This is a genomic window from Dyadobacter sp. HNCC25DJ185 (genome assembly GCF_056895195.1).
Map to the genome: position 1 here is coordinate 974,058 of NZ_JBXHAR010000001.1, position 15,957 is coordinate 990,014.

Genomic DNA, 15,957 nt, shown 5'->3' on the forward strand with positions numbered 1-15,957 from the left:
CAGTGCATTAACAAATAAAAAACATAAAGTGTTCCTAATCGGGCAGACTTAGCTTGCCCATTGAAGTTGCAAAAATAAATAACCCGTACTGCATAAAAAAATGCCGCACGGGTTAAGAATTGCCTCAAAATTTGATTCCCCAAAGCAAATCAGCTTAAATAACTGATTTATAAGCGATTTTTGCCAAACTGGTTTTGCAAATAATCTATATTAATCACGATATAGGCTGGTTTTGTTATTTCAGCTGCTTTGCTGCCTCGGTCAGTTTTGGCAAGACCTCGAAAACATCACCGACAATCCCATAGTCTGCCGCTTTAAAAAATGGGGCCTCAGGATCTTTGTTAATGACGACTATACATTTAGAGCCGTTAACACCTGCCAGGTGCTGGATCGCACCAGAAATGCCACAGGCGATATACAGACTGGGGGCCACTTTGATGCCGGTTTGTCCGATGTGCTCATGGTGCGGCCTCCAATCGAGATCCGATACGGGTTTGGAACAGCCGGTTGCTGCCCCTAATGCCCTGGCCAGATCGATCAGTGGCTGCCAGTGATCGGGTCCTTTCATGCCACGACCTCCCGATACGATGATTTCGGCTTCGGTAAGGGATAGTTCCGAGCTGGTTTTTTCTACATTGACCACGCTCGCTTTGAAATCAGCATCACTTAGTTCCGGGGCAAAATCCTCAACTTGTGCCTGAGCTGTCGCTATCTGCGCGTCATCGATTTCAATGGCATTTTTTCGGACCACCAAAATTTTGATTTCAGATCGGATCTCTGCGATTGCAAATGCTTTTCCGGTAAAGATGCTTCTGGGCACTTTAAAAGTGTCGGTGATTTCGGGTAATCCGGTTACGCCGGAGACAATACCCGCCTTCAATTCGGCTGCCGCGCGCGCAGCGACCGCATCGCCCAAGCCGGATTTGGACAAAATGATAACCTTACTGCCTTCCATTTTCGCAGCCTGTACGAGAACATCGGCATAAGCGAGGCTGTTTTCATGCTGAAGCTTTTCTTCTGCAGCATGTAATACTTTTGCGGCACCGTAACTTCCCGCTTTTTCGAGCTCCGATTTTTCTGCTGCTCCTATTGCGAGTACAACCGCGTTCCCGCCTGTCATTTCGGCTACTTTTGCACCATAACCGATCGCTTCCAGCGAGGTCTTTTTGATTGAACCGTTGTCCAGTTCTACATATATAAGGACTGACATTTTCCTGACTTGTGATGTTTTGAAATAATTTAACCGGATTTAAAGAACCTTAGCTTCTGTCTGCAACAACCGGAGCAATGTTTCAGCCTCATCTGCCGGAATCATTTTGCATGCACCTTTGGGTGCCGGCAGGATGTATTTCTCAGGCGCAGTCAGGGCTTCCGTAGCGACGGCCTCTATCACTTTCAGAGGTTTTGTACGCGCAGTCATGATCCCCCGCATGTTGGGAATTTTCCATTCCGCAATGGGCTCCTGGCAGCCTAGTACCAGTGGGATTGGTACTTTCAGGATTTCTTTGCCACCGTCTATCTCCCGGGAAATGGTGGCGATGCCAGCCTCTATATCGAGTTTCATAACCGGCGAATAGGAGGGAATGCCCAGCATTTGGCCAACCAGGCCGTGTACAACGCCACTATTATAGTCGATGGATTCCCTGCCCATGAGGATCAGGTCATAGGCGTCCTGCCTGGCGACCTCCGCGATCTGGAAGGCTGTGTAGTAAGAATCTAAAGGCTCCGCGTTGATCCGGATGGCATCGTCTGCGCCGATTGCCAGCGCTTTTCGGATTTGAGGGTCTGCGTCCGCTTCGCCCACATGGAGCACCGTAAGCGAGCCTCCAAACTGCTCTTTTAATTCCACGCCGCGCGCGAGGGCGTAGTCGTCGTATGGGCCTATGATGTATTGAACTCCGGTTTTATTTAGCTTGGTGTCGTTGTCGGTGAAGGTTATCTTAGCGGTGGTATCCGGGACATTCGTTATACAAACCAGTATTTTCATGATGATTTGGTTGCGGATTTTGTAGTTAATGAGAATAACTTTGTCCGGGAAAATTAAAAGAAATACCAACAGTATGCAAGCATAATAATTTCTATGAACGGCTCTCTATTGTCTAATTTATTGGCTTTTTACGAGGAAGATCCTGCCGATCCTTTCAACGTTTACGCATTGGCAATCGAATATACCAAGTCCGATCCGGCGAAGGCGGCCTTTTTTTTCGACATTCTTTTGACCAAACATGACGAATATTTGCCCACATATTACCATGCGGGCGCGCTTTTTGCTGAACTTGGAAGTGTGGGCAAAGCTGAGGAAATTTATCAAAAAGGTGTGGAATTGGCTCGTTTACAAAAGAATACAAAAGCACAGCAGGAATTAATGCGTGCTTATAATAATTTTCTGGATGAAATAGACGATTAACCGATTTGTCCCCGAAATTTGCTCATTAGCGCAAAAACCCGTACCTTTCCAATCTATTTACACGACTTGCCGGCCTGTTTCAGGCGAAACTTTAATCCTCTGCTCAGTTAAGCTTGATTTTTTAATGTGAAGTTCGTTGTTGACGGGGATAAAAAAAATTATTCAACATATTATGGAAAGGGAATCATTTATTCCGCTTGTAGTAAAGTGGGCAAAGGCTCATGGGTTCAAAGAAATTCAGGCAAACCTGGAAGGCTATGAAGTTCCTAAGTCATACGAACGAGCTGCCGACAACCTGAAATTTACACCTGATGTAACTGGTGTGAACATGTTCAACAGACATTATCTGGAAGTTTCGATGAAGACTGACCAGTTGCGCGGTAACATTTCCAAATGGAAATTATTAAGCGAGCTGGCCGGTATGAAAGGCGCAAAACTGTATCTGATGGCACCCCGTGGCCATGTCAGGTTTACCCGTGAGGTAATTGAACAATACAATATCCCTGCAGAAGTAGTCAAGATTGACTGATCGGCTGGGCGGGCATTGGTTATGGACTGTCAGCGCAGTCTAATATATTACGGTTAGGTTTGTCATTAAAAAAGATCAGGAGTTGTTCGCCCATTGGTTAACAACTCCTGATCTTTTTAATGCAATTCCAAGTTTTAAACTCAAACAATTTGTACCAGATCGAATCAGCCTGGGCCATGCATCCTTAAACACTCGGATACTTCCATTCCCCACGGTATTCTCTGCTCAGTAATTGATTTGCCTCCGGGTCGCCTTCTATGATTTCTTTCTCTCCATCCCAGATAATGCTTCTTCCTAATTTATATGAAAGCATACCGAGCAGCGCCACATTGGTTGATTTCTGTCCGATTTCGATTTCGCAGACCGGAGGTTTGTTCGTTTTGATGGATTCCAGAAAGTTTGCCCAAAGCTGCTGGATATTCTGATCGTCGGGCTTGTTCAATTGTGCATCCTGGTGGATAATCGGCTTTTTCGGATCAGTGGGGTAAAATGTCCAGCCGTCGAGCCAGCCCATGTGAAAAGTGCCTTCGGTTCCGTAGAAATAGACTCCCACTGCTTGTTGCGGATGCGTTTTCTCGGCATTGTTTGCCGCAAAATTTCTATGTTCCCATTCCAATGTAAACCCGTCAAAATCGTACACAGCTACCTGGTGGTCTGGGGCGTCCGTGTTGTCCTGTCGTATGGCGCGGCCACCTGTCGAATATACCTTTTTTGGATATTTCTGTTCAGACCACCAGAGTACCTGATCGAGCCAGTGAATTCCCCAATCACCCAATGTCCCGTTTGCAAAATTGAGATAACCACGGAATCCCCTTGGGTGGATTGTTTTATTGTAGGGTACCAATGAAGCCGGACCGCAATAAAAGTCCCAGTCCAGACCCTTCGGAACTTCTGAATCGGGGGTTTTCTGGCCGGGGCCGCCTCCGTAGTGTACAAATGCCCGTGCCATTCCAATCTTTCCTGCCTTCCCCGATTTCAGGAACTCCTGACCCGAAATATTATGGGGCGAAACGCGTCTGTGCGTACCCACCTGAACGATTTTCCCATGTTTGCGCGTGGCATTCACCATGGCGCGACCCTCTTTTATGGTATGGGAAATGGGTTTTTCGACGTACACATGCGCTCCTGCCTCGATAGCCGCTATACAGCACAGCGGGTGCCAGTGATCGGGCGTAGCCACGATGACAATCTCAGGTTTTTCTTTGGCGAGCATCTCCCGGTAATCGCGGTACATTTTCGGTTTGTCGGGTGTAAGTTTAGAAACGACATCCGAGCAGACTTTGAGCTGATTTTCATCCACGTCACATAGCGCAACCAGCTTTGACTCCCCTGCCTGGAGTGCGCAGCGCAGGATATTAGTTCCCCACCATCCTGCGCCTACCAGCGCGGTCCGATAAGGGGCGGCCCGCTTCAAGGCTGACAGTAAGGGTAACGAAGAAAATGCCACACCGGCCATAGCCGATTTTTCGATGAATGTTCTACGGTCCATAAAAATGGGTTAGGTACTTTGGTTTGGGTGTATTATTTGCCTTTCAGCTTGTCTACCAGCCAGTTGTTCATGATGTCTCTTTCTTCCTGGTAGGTCCAGTGGCCGGTATCCTGGTACAGCTTCAATTCTTTGGGGGCAGTAGTTACATTGTAAGCCGAATACATGGAAGTAGGGGGGCAGGTCTCGTCATTAAAGCCCCAGATGTAAAGGCCCGGCACCTTAACCCTTCTTGCAAAGTTGACAACATCATAATAACCCACGGTCGTTATTTTGTCCTTGGTATTATTTGCCTTAATGCTGTTTTTATCAAAATAATGCGGCCAGCCGCCAGCCCTTCCGTTCAGATAGCCCGTCACGTCGCTTAATGCGGGGTAAAATGCACCCAGCCATTTCACGCGGGGGTCGAGACCGGCCGTAACGATCGACAACGCCCCGCCCTGACTTCCGCCGGTTACTGCCAAATTTTTGCCATCATATTGCGGAAGACTTACCAGGAAATCGTTAGCGCGGACGCAGCCCAGGTACACTCTTTTATAGTAAAAGCGGTCTTTGTCGTCCAGGTTATAAGAAGGGTAGCCGTTTAACACGCCCATGCCCAGATCCGTATAAACCGAGGGGTCCATCGTTACCGGAATGCCATGAATACCGATTTCCAGAGTAATAATGTCTTTATCCGCAGTAACCACATCACCATAATAGGCCCTTACACCAGCGCCAGGTACCCGGAGCAAGGCAGGATATTTACCCTCTTTTTTAGGGATGCTCAGGATTCCGTAAACACGTACGCCTTGTTTGTTATTCTGCAGATTGAGGTGGTACACATTGGTTTTCTCAGTGCAACGATCAGGCAGGAGCGTCATTTTCGCATCCATCGGAACGGCTGCCAGCTCTTTTTTTGCATTTTCCCAGAATGTGTCGAAATCTTCTGGATTGCTGACGGTCGGCTGGATTTTAAGCGGATCGAAGCCGGCTGTGGCCAATCCGCGAAATTCGCCGCCGTCTACATTGGCCCAGGCGATGCATCTTAGGAAGCCAGGCGTTTTTAATGTTCCCCCGTCAATCGTGAGTCTGCCGTCGGCGGCCGTTTTTGTTTCCTTGATAGTCGGATCGAGTTTTTCGAGGCCAATTTCGTAACGGACCGACGCATTTTTTACCGGATATCCATTTCTTAAAACTTGTACGGTAAATTGTACTTTTTCACCAGGCTTGTAAGTCCAGTCTTCATGATCCGTACTTACAATCACCTCAACGGGGCGCCTGACGGGCTGGGCATGAAGCGATGCGAAAGTTATCCACAGGAATAGCTGACTGAGCAGGAAACGATTTTTCATATAGATGCAATTGTTCTATCTTACTTATAAATAAATAGGTTACCACTAGTTAAAGAGGCAATGCGGCGAAATCTTTGATGCTGGCAGGGTAATTTTTATGATTAGCTGTATTTTGCTTTCTGTTTTTACTGGAAAAACCTGAATAAGATTTTTGGAACCACTGGAATTGACACGTATTAATAAGTTTATCAGCGAAACCGGCTTTTGTTCGAGGCGCGAGGCCGATAAGCTGGTAGAGCAGGGAAGGATTACGTTAAATGGCCGAAAAGCGGTCTTAGGGGACAAGGCTTCAATAGCCGACGACGTTCGCGTTGACGGAAAACCGTTGAAACAAAAAAAAGCCGCCGTATATATTGCCTTCAACAAGCCGGCAGGCATTACCTGTACAACCGAAAGGGACATCAAGGGCAACATCATCGACTATATCCGTCATCCTGAACGCATCTTCCCGATCGGGCGGCTGGATAAACCCTCCGAAGGGTTGATTTTTCTCACAAGCGATGGGGATATCGTAAACAAAATCCTTCGGGCGGGAAATAACCACGAGAAAGAATATGTGGTAACTGTAGATAAACCCGTCACGCCCGCGTTTGTACAAAAGATGTCCTCTGGTGTCCCAATCCTCGATACTGTCACCCGGAAATGTTTTGTGAGAAAAGATAGCAGCTATGTTTTCACGATTGTGCTGACACAGGGCCTGAACAGGCAGATCCGGCGAATGTGCGAATATCTGGGCTACAACGTCACCAGACTGAAACGGGTACGGATCATGAATGTTACCATCAAAGACCTGCCGGTTGGGAAATGGAGAAACCTGACGGAATTGGAAATGCAGGAAATCAATCGTGCAGTCGAAAGCTCAACAAAAACAGAAGAGGGGTCGCAACTGGCCGCCTGGGAAGAATAATTCTTTCACACGCTGTCGGCTTAAATGGGCGGCAAATGGAAGAAAATGAATTGTTTCTTATGAAAAGGATTTTTGCTGTTTTATTCTTTTTTGTTCTTTCCATTTCCTGTGTCGCGCAGAAGCGGGATACCGTCTTCCTGGAGCGCCTGATGAAGAAGCGGCCTGAGCTCTTCGCGGGAATCCTCACCCATCCGCAGAAAAATCAGGTGCAGATTCTCTATACGCAAATTGACCGCGACAAAAACAATATCCCGCATTTCAAAAGTTACAGCTATCAACTTGACGATCTGCATTACTTTTTCCCGGCCAGCACCGTGAAGTTGCCGACACTGATTTTTGCTCTGGAAAAGATCAATGAATTGCAGATCAGGGGTCTCACCAAAACTTCGGCAATGCTTACCGGAGTGGATTTTGCCAGGCAAACCAAAGTGGAGTACGACAGCTCCGCCGCGAATCATCTGCCTTCCTTGGAACATTATATTAAAAAGATCCTGCTCGTTAGCGACAACGACGCCTATAACCGCCTTTACGAATTCGTTGGGAGGGCCGAAATTAATCAGAGGCTGAAAAGGCATGGACTGACAACCAGCAGAATATTAAATAGATATGCAGTAAAAGATACCGACATTACGTCACGACACACCAACCCGGTTTCGTTTTACGACGGCGAAAAGCTCGTATACGAGCAGCCTGGCCGGTTTGATCCGGGAAACTATCCCCTGAATTTGACTAATACGCAAATGGGCAGGGCGTATATGGACAGTTCGGACAGGCTGGTGAACAAACCTTTCAGTATGGCCAACAAAAATGCATTCAGCCTGACAGACCAGCAGGCTGTGATGAAGAAACTGCTTTTCCCCGAAGTTTTTGACGCCCGCGAAAGATTCCATTTACAGCCTGACGACTATCGGCTGATTTATACCTGTATGAGCAAATACCCAACCGAGAGCGACTATCCCCACTACGATCCCGCCGAGTTTTGGCCACTTTATGCCAAGTTCCTTTTTTACGGTGGCGATCAAAACGTCAGGCCCGATCCCAACGTGCGGATTTTTAATAAGTACGGTGATTCTTATGGTTTTATCATCGACAACGCCTATATCGTCGACTTCGAAAATAAAATTGAGTTTTTGCTTTCCGCAGTAGTTCAATCCAATGAGGACGGGGTTTACAACGACGACAAGTATGAGTATAAAGAAGTGTGTTACCCTTTTATGAAGAATCTGGGACAGGTAATTTATGAATATGAACTAAAGAGAAAGAAAAAATACCTTCCGGATCTATCTAAATATAAAATGAAATATTCGAACTAAGGTGCCTAACAAATTTTGAAAATGAAAGCGATATATTCATTGCTCTTCCTTTTAATCAGCTTCCAGTTGGTTTTCGCACAGGAGAAAAAGAACGTTTACCGGGTAAGGAGTGGCACAGATATAAGCTCTTTCATGCCTTTTTCTGACCGGTATCAATACGATCAATTTTTGGACGGGCAGGCTTACTTCCGGGGCGGGAGGACTTCAAAAGCGAAATTTAACTATAGTCTGGTTCATGGAGAGATCATGTTTATCGCACCCAGTAAGGATACGCTGTTGATGACCGAAAATAATTTTATCGACCATGTCGTGATTGGTAACGACCTTTTTTATTACAGGCGTAACCACGGTCATGTCCAGGTTGAAGGAACTTACGGGAAAGTGATGCTCGGCAGAAAGCAGTTTTTTGTTAGAATGGGCAATGAAAAGTATGCTGCATATGGGCAATATTCGTCTACTTCGTCCATATCCAGTTTCCTGTCTTACACCAACCACAATGGTCAAATTCAATTTTTAAACGGACAGGATAAAGTGGTTCTGAAACGCGATAAGACTTTCTTTCTGATAGACCGGAACAGACGTTTCTATCCGGCAAACCGTGGCAGCCTGTTGAAATTGTTTTCTTCCAATAAAAGCCAGATTAGCAGCTTTTTGAGAGAAAATGATATTAATCTGGAAAATGAACAAGACCTGGTGAAGACACTTGAGTTTTGTAGTAAATTCTAGGGGTTCCCTGTTTGAAGATTTGGTTGGAAAGCAGCCATTACGCTATCTTCCGGTTTATTTCCTAAACCATGAAGCTAAAAACATCTATCCTTTTTCTTGCGTACTGCACCATTACCGTGTCCTTTGCGCAAAATTTACCCATCTGGAATTCGGCATCTGCTAAAAAGAAAGAAGCCGATTGGCTGGTCCATCCGGTAACGGAGAAAGCAGCGGTTTACAAGTCTGCCGATAGTAAGAACCTGGTCCTCTACAACGGGCTGGTTAAGCGGACTTTCAGACTGGCGCCGGACCTGGCCTGCACCGATTTTTCCAATGTGACCAACGGCCAGCAATTGCTTCGGGCAGTGAAGCCCGAAGCGCGTATCGTGATCAACGGAAAGAATTACAATGTCGGCGGGTTGTATGGCCAAAAAGAAAATGGCTACCTGCTTCCGGAGTGGGTCGACGGCCTGAAATCATCGGACAGTGCTTTTCATTATGCCGACTTTACCATCGAGGAGATTAAGCCTTATCTGAACTGGAAAACGGCCATGTGGACCGGTAACAAAAATCAGGCAACGGGCAAAACCATCAATTTCAGGTACAAATCAGCCCTTCCTGCATTGCAAGGCTTACTGGTATCGGTGCATTATTCCATTTTCGACGGCGTGCCACTCATCAGCAAATGGGTGACTGTTCAGAACAATACCTCCGGCCCGATCGTGGTCGATCAGGTAGTGAATGAAATTCTGGCCGTGACCGAAGAAGAAAGCGCGGTGGTGGGGACGCCGGAAAAAATGGCTAAGCCCAATGGACTTTATGTTGAAAACAATTTCGCATTCAACAATTCCATGCGGTATACATTAAGCGATCAGGCCACGCATTGGAAAACGGACCCTTCCTATACCTCCCAGGTAAATTATGATTTTCAAACACCATGTTTGCTGGAAGTACATCCCGGCCGGGATATTGGAATGACGCTGAAAAAAGGCGGGTCGCTGGAATCCATCCGTACTTATGAGCTCCTTCAGGACAGTTACGACAGAGAGCGGAAAGGTTTGGCAATTCGCAAAATGTACCGCACAATCGCCCCCTGGACAACCAGCAATCCGATATTCATGCATCTGGTCAGTAAAAATGACCAGGAAGTCCGTACCGCCATCGACCAGTGCGCGGGCACTGGTTACGAAGCATTGATTCTCAGTTTCGGTAGCCACTGTAATATGGAAGACACCACCATGGCAAACTTGAGAAAATGGAAGGAGTTGGCCGATTATGCGCACAGCAAGCGGATTTTTATTGGAAGTTACTCGCTCTTCAGTTCCAGGCGTATCAGTGACGAGGACGATGTGATCGATCCTAAGACAGGCAAGCCGGGCGGTGCTTTTTTTGGTCATGCACCTTGCATGGGGAGTAAGTGGGGACTAGCCTATCTTGCCGGCCTTAAACGCTTCATGACCTATACCGGCTTCAATATCTTTGAAAACGACGGTCCGTATCCCGGTGATGTTTGCGCGTCGACGTCACACCCAGGCCACACCAACCTGGATGATTCACAGTGGCGGCAAATGGAATTGCAGAAAGGACTCTACCGCTGGTGCAATGAAAATGGCATTTATGTGAACGCGCCCGACTGGTATTTTCTGGATGGTACCCATAAGGTAGGTTTGGGTTACAGGGAAGTTAACTTCTCTTTGTCACGCGATCAGCAAAAGATCCTGAACAGACAGAATATATTCGATGCAACCTGGAACGAGGCACCCTCGATGGTCTGGGGCTTTGTACCGCTGACCAAGTACCAGGGAGGAACCGCCGATGCTATCCTGGAACCGCTTTCGGAACACCTTGATTCTTATGAACAGCTGATGATGCAATACTATGGCGCTGGTATCCAGGCCTGTTACCGTGGGCCGAGGCTTTACGATACCGAAGCAACACGCACGAAAGTGACTGAGGTAATCGGCTGGTACAAGCAATACCGCCCTATACTGAACTCCGATCTGTTGCATTTGAGAAGGGCCGACGGGCGCGATTGGGATGGGATCATGCACGTCAATCCTGCTTTGAAGGAGAAAGGGCTGGTAATGCTGTACAACCCGTTGAACGAGGCAATCGAGAGGACGATCAAGTTGCCCGTATACTATACCGGCAAACATGATACCATAAAAATCCGGGAAAAAGAGGGTGCGGCAAAGACGTATAAAGCCGACCGGAACTACGACGTAACCCTTTCCGTCAAAATTCCCGGAAAAGGCTACACCTGGCTTGTTTTGGAATAGACTTAAAGGTCCCGGATTTTCTTGCCGGTTTGAATATCCCACTGTTCAAACCGGCGAAGTTCCAGGAACGAGCCGAAATGCCAGTCGGTATTGATAATAATGGCACCGATCACGAAAAGATATTTGCCTGTAAAGCTGGTTCTCTGGATCAGACGGTCAATCAGCAGGCCCGATTCTTCCAGGATTACCTCGGTAGCTTCCTTGATTGGCTTGTCGGAACTGAGCACGCGGTTTTTTTGATTCAACAGAAATTCCTGCAGGCAATGCTGCTGATAATCGTCCGCTGGCTTTTGGGACGGATCTATCTCATTATTTTTCAATCTGTTTAACGCCAGGGCCGCGGCCCCGCAGCAGCTGGATTCTTCTTCCTGGCCAACGCGTATGATCTTACCCAGCTCGCCGCTCGCGCTGACACCTATGTGCGGCGCATAAAAAACCATGGCCGCACCGTCCTCCGGAATATGGTGTGCGAATGCACCCATTCCGGTTAATCCTGTAAACGGGTAACCGTTTAGCCCGCCCATGTTGAAAGGACCCAGCATCTGCCTTCCTTGTTCGGGATACTCAATGGCGTTCACGTCGTCCGAACAAATGGAGTGAGCGAGCATGATTTTGTTGGGTGTCAGTTCGAAAGGGGCAAGCGATTTGTAAATGTTTAAGACAAAATCACTGGATGGAACTGCATTTGGAAAGTGTTTTCGTACCTGTTCGAGCATAAGATTACATTAAGATATTGTTGACAGCCGTGATAGGGGCCGGGACCGATTCTTCATTCAGCATTTCACGCAGGTCAATTTCAATCGTGCGGCAGATGGCCGTCATCGGAATGTCGTTGACTGCGTTTTCAAATGGATTTTCGCTGGTATCGCCCACCACTTCCATGGTGTTGAAAACCCAGCCGATGATGATATAGCTCGGAATGGCAAACCAGAGAAAGCCCTGGCCGAGCTTGGCGAATTCGTTGATCAGCCCAAATGGCAGGATCAGGATAAAAAGCCAGACGAATACTTTGCTGAAATAAGCATACTGCCTGGGAAAGGGAAAGTTCTTGATCCGCTCGGCCGCGCCCTGTTGGTTATAGAATTCCTGGACAACATTCATCATATGAAAATAAAGCAGCTCATTGATCCCGCCTTTTCTGAAAATTTCGTCCAGTTGCCGGCCCTGGGCTTTCATGATATGGGTCGCGGGATTCTTTTTGGAGAGAAAATAATCTGCCTCTTCCGCAGGCAAAAGCTTTTTCAGCATATCCGGCAGACTGTCTTTCTCAATGCCTTGCTGCTCTTTTACGACCGCATGCGCCACCGAATGGCTGTCGTTCCATACACTTTTTGCCCTGAGCTGCAACCTGACCGCGTTGATATAGGCGATGTGGCGGTGAATCAATTGCGACTTTTCGGCCTGACTGTCTGCGGATTGCACATACGTGCAGGCTAAGGTGCCCCAGGTGCGGCTGGCATTGACGATCGCCCCCCAGATCCTCCTCGCCTCCCATAACCTTTCATAGGAAGAGTTGTTTTTGAAACCGACATAGAAGGCGACGGCAGTCCCGATCAGGCCGATAGGAACGAAGGAAATGCCCAGGGTAATACCGGAAAAATAGCTGATGCTGCAAAGCACGAGCGAATAAACAAAAAAGAACAGGACTGTTTTCCAGGCAAAAGACCAGATGATACCAAACTTGATTTCACGGGCGGTGTACATAAAAAGGCATAGGGTGATTTGAAACGATGCCCTAATTTTTCCCTTTTTATGCGGGATTTCGCGCAGGTTTGTTTGAACCTGAAATTTTCAGAAATGAAGCGGACAAAACAGGGGTTGAAGGCCTGGGGCTAGTCGGTGCGTTAAGCGAGTTCTTCAAACCACTTCTTGAAAACAGGCACCCTTTCCTTGCTGATCAGGACCTGGTTGGGGGATGCAGGAGTAGTGCGGACCAGCAATCTGCCGTTGAAATACAGTTCAATCTCGGTAATGCATTGGCGCGAAATAATGAATTGGCGGTTGGCACGAAAGAAATTGGCAGGGTCAAGCTGGTTTTCCAGTTCTTCCAATGATTTGTCGATCACGAAGTTTTTGTCGTCGTGCAAAGTCGCTACCACCATTCCGTTGCGTATGGTAAGCCAGGCAAAATCGGCATCTTTAAGCGGGATCAGTTTGTCGCGATAGGGTACCAGGAAGCTTCGGCGGGGGCTTTTTCGGTTCAGGATGTGGTTGTGCATCAGTTCTTCCAGGTACTTTACCTTGCTGATCGCGTTTTCTTCGTTCAGCTGATAATACTTGTCCAGGCTGAATTTCAGCGATTCCTGGCGGATCGGTTTCAGCAGGTAATCAATACTGTTGAGCTTGAAGGCCCTTAATGCGTATTCGTCATGGGCCGTGGTGAAAATAACCGGGCAGCCAATGGATATTTGTTCAAAGACCTGAAAACAGGTGCCGTCACCCAGCTGAACATCCAGAAAGATGAGATCCGGGACAGGATAATTGCTCAGCCATTCAACGGCTGCCTCTACACTTTCGATCACATCAAGTATCTCCGTTTTCGGATCGATTTTTTGAATTAATTGCGTCAGGTACTGACCTGCCGGTCCTTCATCTTCAATGATGAGAATTCTTGTCATGGCGCTTCAATCAAAGGTACTTTAACTGTGAATTGTTGTTCGTCTTCAATCAGGGAAGGCTTTTGGCCTGTCTGTATTTTATAGCGTTTGTCCAGGTTCTGCAGGCCAATGCCTGTTCCCTGTACATTCAGTTTTTTGTTGACCGTGTTCATGACAGTGATCTGTTTTTCCTCCTCATCCAGCTTGATTTCGATCATGAGAACCTGATGGGAACTGATTACATTGTGCTTGATCGCATTTTCGATCAGGATCTGAAGGGACAGCGGAATAATGTACCATTGCTTGGTCGTTTCGGTATCTACAAAATGGAAAGCCATTTTCTCTCCAAAACGGGCTTTGTAAAGGTCCAGATAAGCGCGCGCCGCAGCCAGTTCGTCCGATAGCAGGATGAGGCCCTGATTTTGTACTTTCAGATTGTACCGGAGGATGTCCGACAGATCGAGCACAATATTTTGCGCCAGTTCCGGATTGGTTGAAATGGAAATATTCAGAATGTTCAGCGCATTGAAAAGAAAATGCGGGTTCAGTTGGTTTCTCAACGCTTCCAGTTGCGCCTTGAGTTGTTCGCGCTTCAGCTGTTCGTTTTCGAGGCCGATCCTGTGATTTTCCTGAGTCGTCAGCAAAAAGTACCGGAAGCCAAGGATCGCAAGCAGAAGCAGGATATGGTAGAGGTAGTAAACGACACGGAAAATCAGGATATCCGAATTGTCCTCGTCCAGCGCCAGTTTTAACTGAAAGAGAATTTCGTTGATTGCAAAAAACAAAACGATGAGCAGGAAGCTTTGTACCCCGACATTTTGCCTGTTAAACCAGCTCGGCATCTGGTAGGTGTAATGCAGACAGATGTAAACGAAGATCCAGGCAAATTCGAAACTGACGATAAACTGAATGCAAATATCCAGAATCCCCGTCGCCGTATCGCCTTGTTCAAAAATTGACGGCCAGACGAAGATAAGCCTGGGAATGGTTGCAAAAAGGCTTAAAATAAAACAGAGACGCCAACCTAATGACATCCCGTTTCTGTAATCCAAATCCGGGCTCATGCAGGACTGTTTAGGAATGCAAGGTCATGCCGGGATACTTTTGTTGTTGAGTAAAATGCGCTCTGAATAAGTGCCGCGACGGATATGAGCAACTCGATTTTGGCTGGTGGCCAGTCTCTCGCATTCATGGTATCTTCAAATGCAATGTATGCGGTCCATTGGCCATTTACGCAGATGGGCACCGCAGCAAGCGACTGGATCTCGTATTTGGCAAACCATTGTTTTTCATGCGCAGGAAGGGCGGAAGTAATTTCGACGACCGATTTGCCTGCTTCAAAAGCTTTTGTCCACCGGCTGAAATAGGGGATTTCGCCAGGATTTTGACTCAATGCACGTCGTGGGGATATGTCGGGCGAGATGGCTTCATGGGTTCTGACTATTTCCAGGGTGCCGTCTGGCTGGAGGGCAGGAACACACAAATAAACCCTGCTCAGGTCCATAATGTCCAGCAGCAACTCAAATATGGCAGAAACAGGTTCTTTCGTTTGTTCATTCTCTGTGGCCCCGGCAATGATCTCTCTGCACCGGGCCAGTATCTGCTTATGGAGGTTGTCATGGCTGTGCTGATGCTGGTCAATTTTCTGCTGGGCGCTTTTCCTCCATTTTGCCAGGGTATTTTCCAGTGCCGGAATCCAGCTTAGTTTGTCGGAGCAATTGATATAATAATTCGTGTCCGCCACAATCAACACTTTTCCAGTGGTAACCGGGCATTGCCCTTCCGACATCACCAGGCACGGAAGCTGCGTCCCGAGTACGTCGGCAAGATCCGTGATGTTGCCGTCGGGAAGCATGCAGTTTGAAATCAGCAAATCGTATTTGGCCTCATGAAATGCCTTAATCGCCGTTTGCTTGGAATCGACCTGCTTCATCTGAAAATGATAACCGGCGTAAGTGAGGGAATCTTCCAGGAGTATGAGCCACTCTTTTCTTATGGCGACGATCAGGAGGTGCAGGGGTCTCATAGAAGGGATTTTTAAGATTCGAGAGAGGTAAGCGTGAGGAATTGCAATTATACTGGTTAAGGTAGAAATAATACTATAATTGTCCCGATAAAACAACAAATAAAGCGAAAAGCTGGATAAACAAATAGTACATTCTGTATCAAACTTTCATTGATATCTTATGGGACTGCCGGACAATAGATTAGCAAATCAATTTATTATTTAACGGCTTTTTATACTGCTCCAAAGGCACTCCGGCAAATTTCAATTCGCAATTTAGCTGCTTCGTCAAAGCTTTGACGGTTCAAGGTCTGGAAACAACGACTTCACCTTTCTTTTTTTCAGTTTCAATCATTATTTGGATCGGCTGCGTCTCGCTTGTGGCAATATTTCGG

At 47.1% G+C, this 15,957-nt stretch carries 15 protein-coding genes; 6 read left to right on the forward strand and 9 right to left on the reverse strand.

The window, feature by feature from the left end; translation table 11 throughout:
* Positions 1-235: 235 nt before the first annotated feature.
* A complete protein-coding gene (locus tag AC1XUF_RS04030; protein ID WP_483340374.1) occupies positions 236-1,210 on the reverse strand; it encodes an electron transfer flavoprotein subunit alpha/FixB family protein in 975 nt (324 codons plus the stop codon).
* A gap of 39 nt (positions 1,211-1,249) precedes the next feature.
* Entirely contained in the window at positions 1,250-1,987 is a 738-nt protein-coding gene (locus tag AC1XUF_RS04035; protein ID WP_483340375.1) for an electron transfer flavoprotein subunit beta/FixA family protein, read from the reverse strand.
* Positions 1,988-2,080: 93 nt separating this feature from the next.
* On the opposite strand from AC1XUF_RS04035, the gene AC1XUF_RS04040 reads away from it, so the two are divergent.
* Both AC1XUF_RS04040 and AC1XUF_RS04045 read left to right on the forward strand, forming a co-directional pair.
* The gene (locus AC1XUF_RS04040) at positions 2,081-2,407 is read left to right on the forward strand and encodes a tetratricopeptide repeat protein (protein ID WP_483340376.1); all 327 of its coding nucleotides are present in this window, start codon (positions 2,081-2,083) and stop codon (positions 2,405-2,407) included.
* Between the two features lie 172 nt (positions 2,408-2,579).
* Positions 2,580-2,936 (forward strand): hypothetical protein, encoded by a 357-nt coding sequence (locus AC1XUF_RS04045; protein ID WP_167271547.1) that lies wholly within the window; start codon positions 2,580-2,582, stop codon positions 2,934-2,936.
* Positions 2,937-3,120: 184 nt separating this feature from the next.
* On the opposite strand, the gene AC1XUF_RS04050 is transcribed toward AC1XUF_RS04045, so the two are convergent.
* Positions 3,121-4,425, reverse strand: coding sequence for a Gfo/Idh/MocA family protein (locus AC1XUF_RS04050; protein ID WP_483340377.1), 1,305 nt, complete (start codon positions 4,423-4,425; stop codon positions 3,121-3,123).
* A 32-nt stretch (positions 4,426-4,457) separates the two neighbouring features.
* Positions 4,458-5,756, reverse strand: coding sequence for an acetylxylan esterase (locus tag AC1XUF_RS04055; protein WP_483340378.1), 1,299 nt, complete (start codon positions 5,754-5,756; stop codon positions 4,458-4,460).
* A gap of 160 nt (positions 5,757-5,916) precedes the next feature.
* On the opposite strand from AC1XUF_RS04055, the gene rluF reads away from it, so the two are divergent.
* The 4 genes from rluF to AC1XUF_RS04075 all read left to right on the forward strand — a co-directional run bounded on the left by rluF (position 5,917) and on the right by AC1XUF_RS04075 (position 10,960).
* On the forward strand, positions 5,917-6,663 hold the full coding sequence (gene rluF / locus AC1XUF_RS04060; protein WP_483340634.1) for a 23S rRNA pseudouridine(2604) synthase RluF: 747 nt from the start codon (positions 5,917-5,919) through the stop codon (positions 6,661-6,663).
* Positions 6,664-6,722: 59 nt separating this feature from the next.
* Complete coding sequence (locus AC1XUF_RS04065) at positions 6,723-7,976, forward strand: serine hydrolase (RefSeq protein WP_483340379.1); 1,254 nt, start codon at positions 6,723-6,725, stop codon at positions 7,974-7,976.
* A gap of 21 nt (positions 7,977-7,997) precedes the next feature.
* Positions 7,998-8,702 carry a hypothetical protein gene (locus AC1XUF_RS04070; RefSeq protein ID WP_483340380.1) on the forward strand — a complete coding sequence of 235 codons (705 nt, stop codon included), beginning with the start codon at positions 7,998-8,000 and terminating at the stop codon, positions 8,700-8,702.
* Positions 8,703-8,770: 68 nt separating this feature from the next.
* Positions 8,771-10,960: an alpha-galactosidase gene (locus AC1XUF_RS04075; protein ID WP_483340381.1), complete on the forward strand. Its 2,190-nt coding sequence runs from the start codon at positions 8,771-8,773 to the stop codon at positions 10,958-10,960.
* 2 nt (positions 10,961-10,962) lie between these two features.
* Here the strand turns inward: AC1XUF_RS04075 and AC1XUF_RS04080 are convergent, their stop codons facing one another.
* The 5 genes from AC1XUF_RS04080 to AC1XUF_RS04100 all read right to left on the reverse strand — a co-directional run bounded on the left by AC1XUF_RS04080 (position 10,963) and on the right by AC1XUF_RS04100 (position 15,583).
* A complete protein-coding gene (locus tag AC1XUF_RS04080) occupies positions 10,963-11,676 on the reverse strand; it encodes a hypothetical protein (RefSeq protein WP_483340382.1) in 714 nt (237 codons plus the stop codon).
* Between the two features lie 4 nt (positions 11,677-11,680).
* Entirely contained in the window at positions 11,681-12,664 is a 984-nt protein-coding gene (locus tag AC1XUF_RS04085; protein ID WP_483340383.1) for a bestrophin family protein, read from the reverse strand.
* 140 nt (positions 12,665-12,804) lie between these two features.
* On the reverse strand, positions 12,805-13,578 hold the full coding sequence (locus AC1XUF_RS04090) for a LytR/AlgR family response regulator transcription factor (RefSeq protein ID WP_483340384.1): 774 nt from the start codon (positions 13,576-13,578) through the stop codon (positions 12,805-12,807).
* Positions 13,575-14,621, reverse strand: coding sequence for a sensor histidine kinase (locus tag AC1XUF_RS04095; RefSeq protein WP_483340385.1), 1,047 nt, complete (start codon positions 14,619-14,621; stop codon positions 13,575-13,577). The genes AC1XUF_RS04090 and AC1XUF_RS04095 overlap by 4 nt, the downstream gene beginning before the upstream one ends.
* Complete coding sequence (locus AC1XUF_RS04100; RefSeq protein WP_483340386.1) at positions 14,618-15,583, reverse strand: GAF domain-containing protein; 966 nt, start codon at positions 15,581-15,583, stop codon at positions 14,618-14,620. The genes AC1XUF_RS04095 and AC1XUF_RS04100 overlap by 4 nt, the downstream gene beginning before the upstream one ends.
* Positions 15,584-15,957 lie beyond the last annotated feature (374 nt).

What these genes read in the sequence shown, in the direction of transcription:
- AC1XUF_RS04045 (WP_167271547.1), top strand. Translation starts at nt 2,580, where the DNA reads ATGGAAAGGGAATCATTTATTCCGCTTGTAGTAAAGTGGGCAAAGGCT.
- AC1XUF_RS04070 (WP_483340380.1), top strand. Translation starts at nt 7,998, where the DNA reads ATGAAAGCGATATATTCATTGCTCTTCCTTTTAATCAGCTTCCAGTTG.
- AC1XUF_RS04080 (WP_483340382.1), bottom strand. Translation starts at nt 11,676, where the DNA reads ATGCTCGAACAGGTACGAAAACACTTTCCAAATGCAGTTCCATCCAGT.
- AC1XUF_RS04095 (WP_483340385.1), bottom strand. Translation starts at nt 14,621, where the DNA reads ATGAGCCCGGATTTGGATTACAGAAACGGGATGTCATTAGGTTGGCGT.
- AC1XUF_RS04030 (WP_483340374.1), bottom strand. Translation starts at nt 1,210, where the DNA reads ATGTCAGTCCTTATATATGTAGAACTGGACAACGGTTCAATCAAAAAG.
- AC1XUF_RS04090 (WP_483340384.1), bottom strand. Translation starts at nt 13,578, where the DNA reads ATGACAAGAATTCTCATCATTGAAGATGAAGGACCGGCAGGTCAGTAC.
- AC1XUF_RS04100 (WP_483340386.1), bottom strand. Translation starts at nt 15,583, where the DNA reads ATGAGACCCCTGCACCTCCTGATCGTCGCCATAAGAAAAGAGTGGCTC.
- AC1XUF_RS04075 (WP_483340381.1), top strand. Translation starts at nt 8,771, where the DNA reads ATGAAGCTAAAAACATCTATCCTTTTTCTTGCGTACTGCACCATTACC.
- AC1XUF_RS04040 (WP_483340376.1), top strand. Translation starts at nt 2,081, where the DNA reads ATGAACGGCTCTCTATTGTCTAATTTATTGGCTTTTTACGAGGAAGAT.
- AC1XUF_RS04050 (WP_483340377.1), bottom strand. Translation starts at nt 4,425, where the DNA reads ATGGACCGTAGAACATTCATCGAAAAATCGGCTATGGCCGGTGTGGCA.
- AC1XUF_RS04065 (WP_483340379.1), top strand. Translation starts at nt 6,723, where the DNA reads ATGAAAAGGATTTTTGCTGTTTTATTCTTTTTTGTTCTTTCCATTTCC.
- AC1XUF_RS04085 (WP_483340383.1), bottom strand. Translation starts at nt 12,664, where the DNA reads ATGTACACCGCCCGTGAAATCAAGTTTGGTATCATCTGGTCTTTTGCC.
- AC1XUF_RS04035 (WP_483340375.1), bottom strand. Translation starts at nt 1,987, where the DNA reads ATGAAAATACTGGTTTGTATAACGAATGTCCCGGATACCACCGCTAAG.
- AC1XUF_RS04055 (WP_483340378.1), bottom strand. Translation starts at nt 5,756, where the DNA reads ATGAAAAATCGTTTCCTGCTCAGTCAGCTATTCCTGTGGATAACTTTC.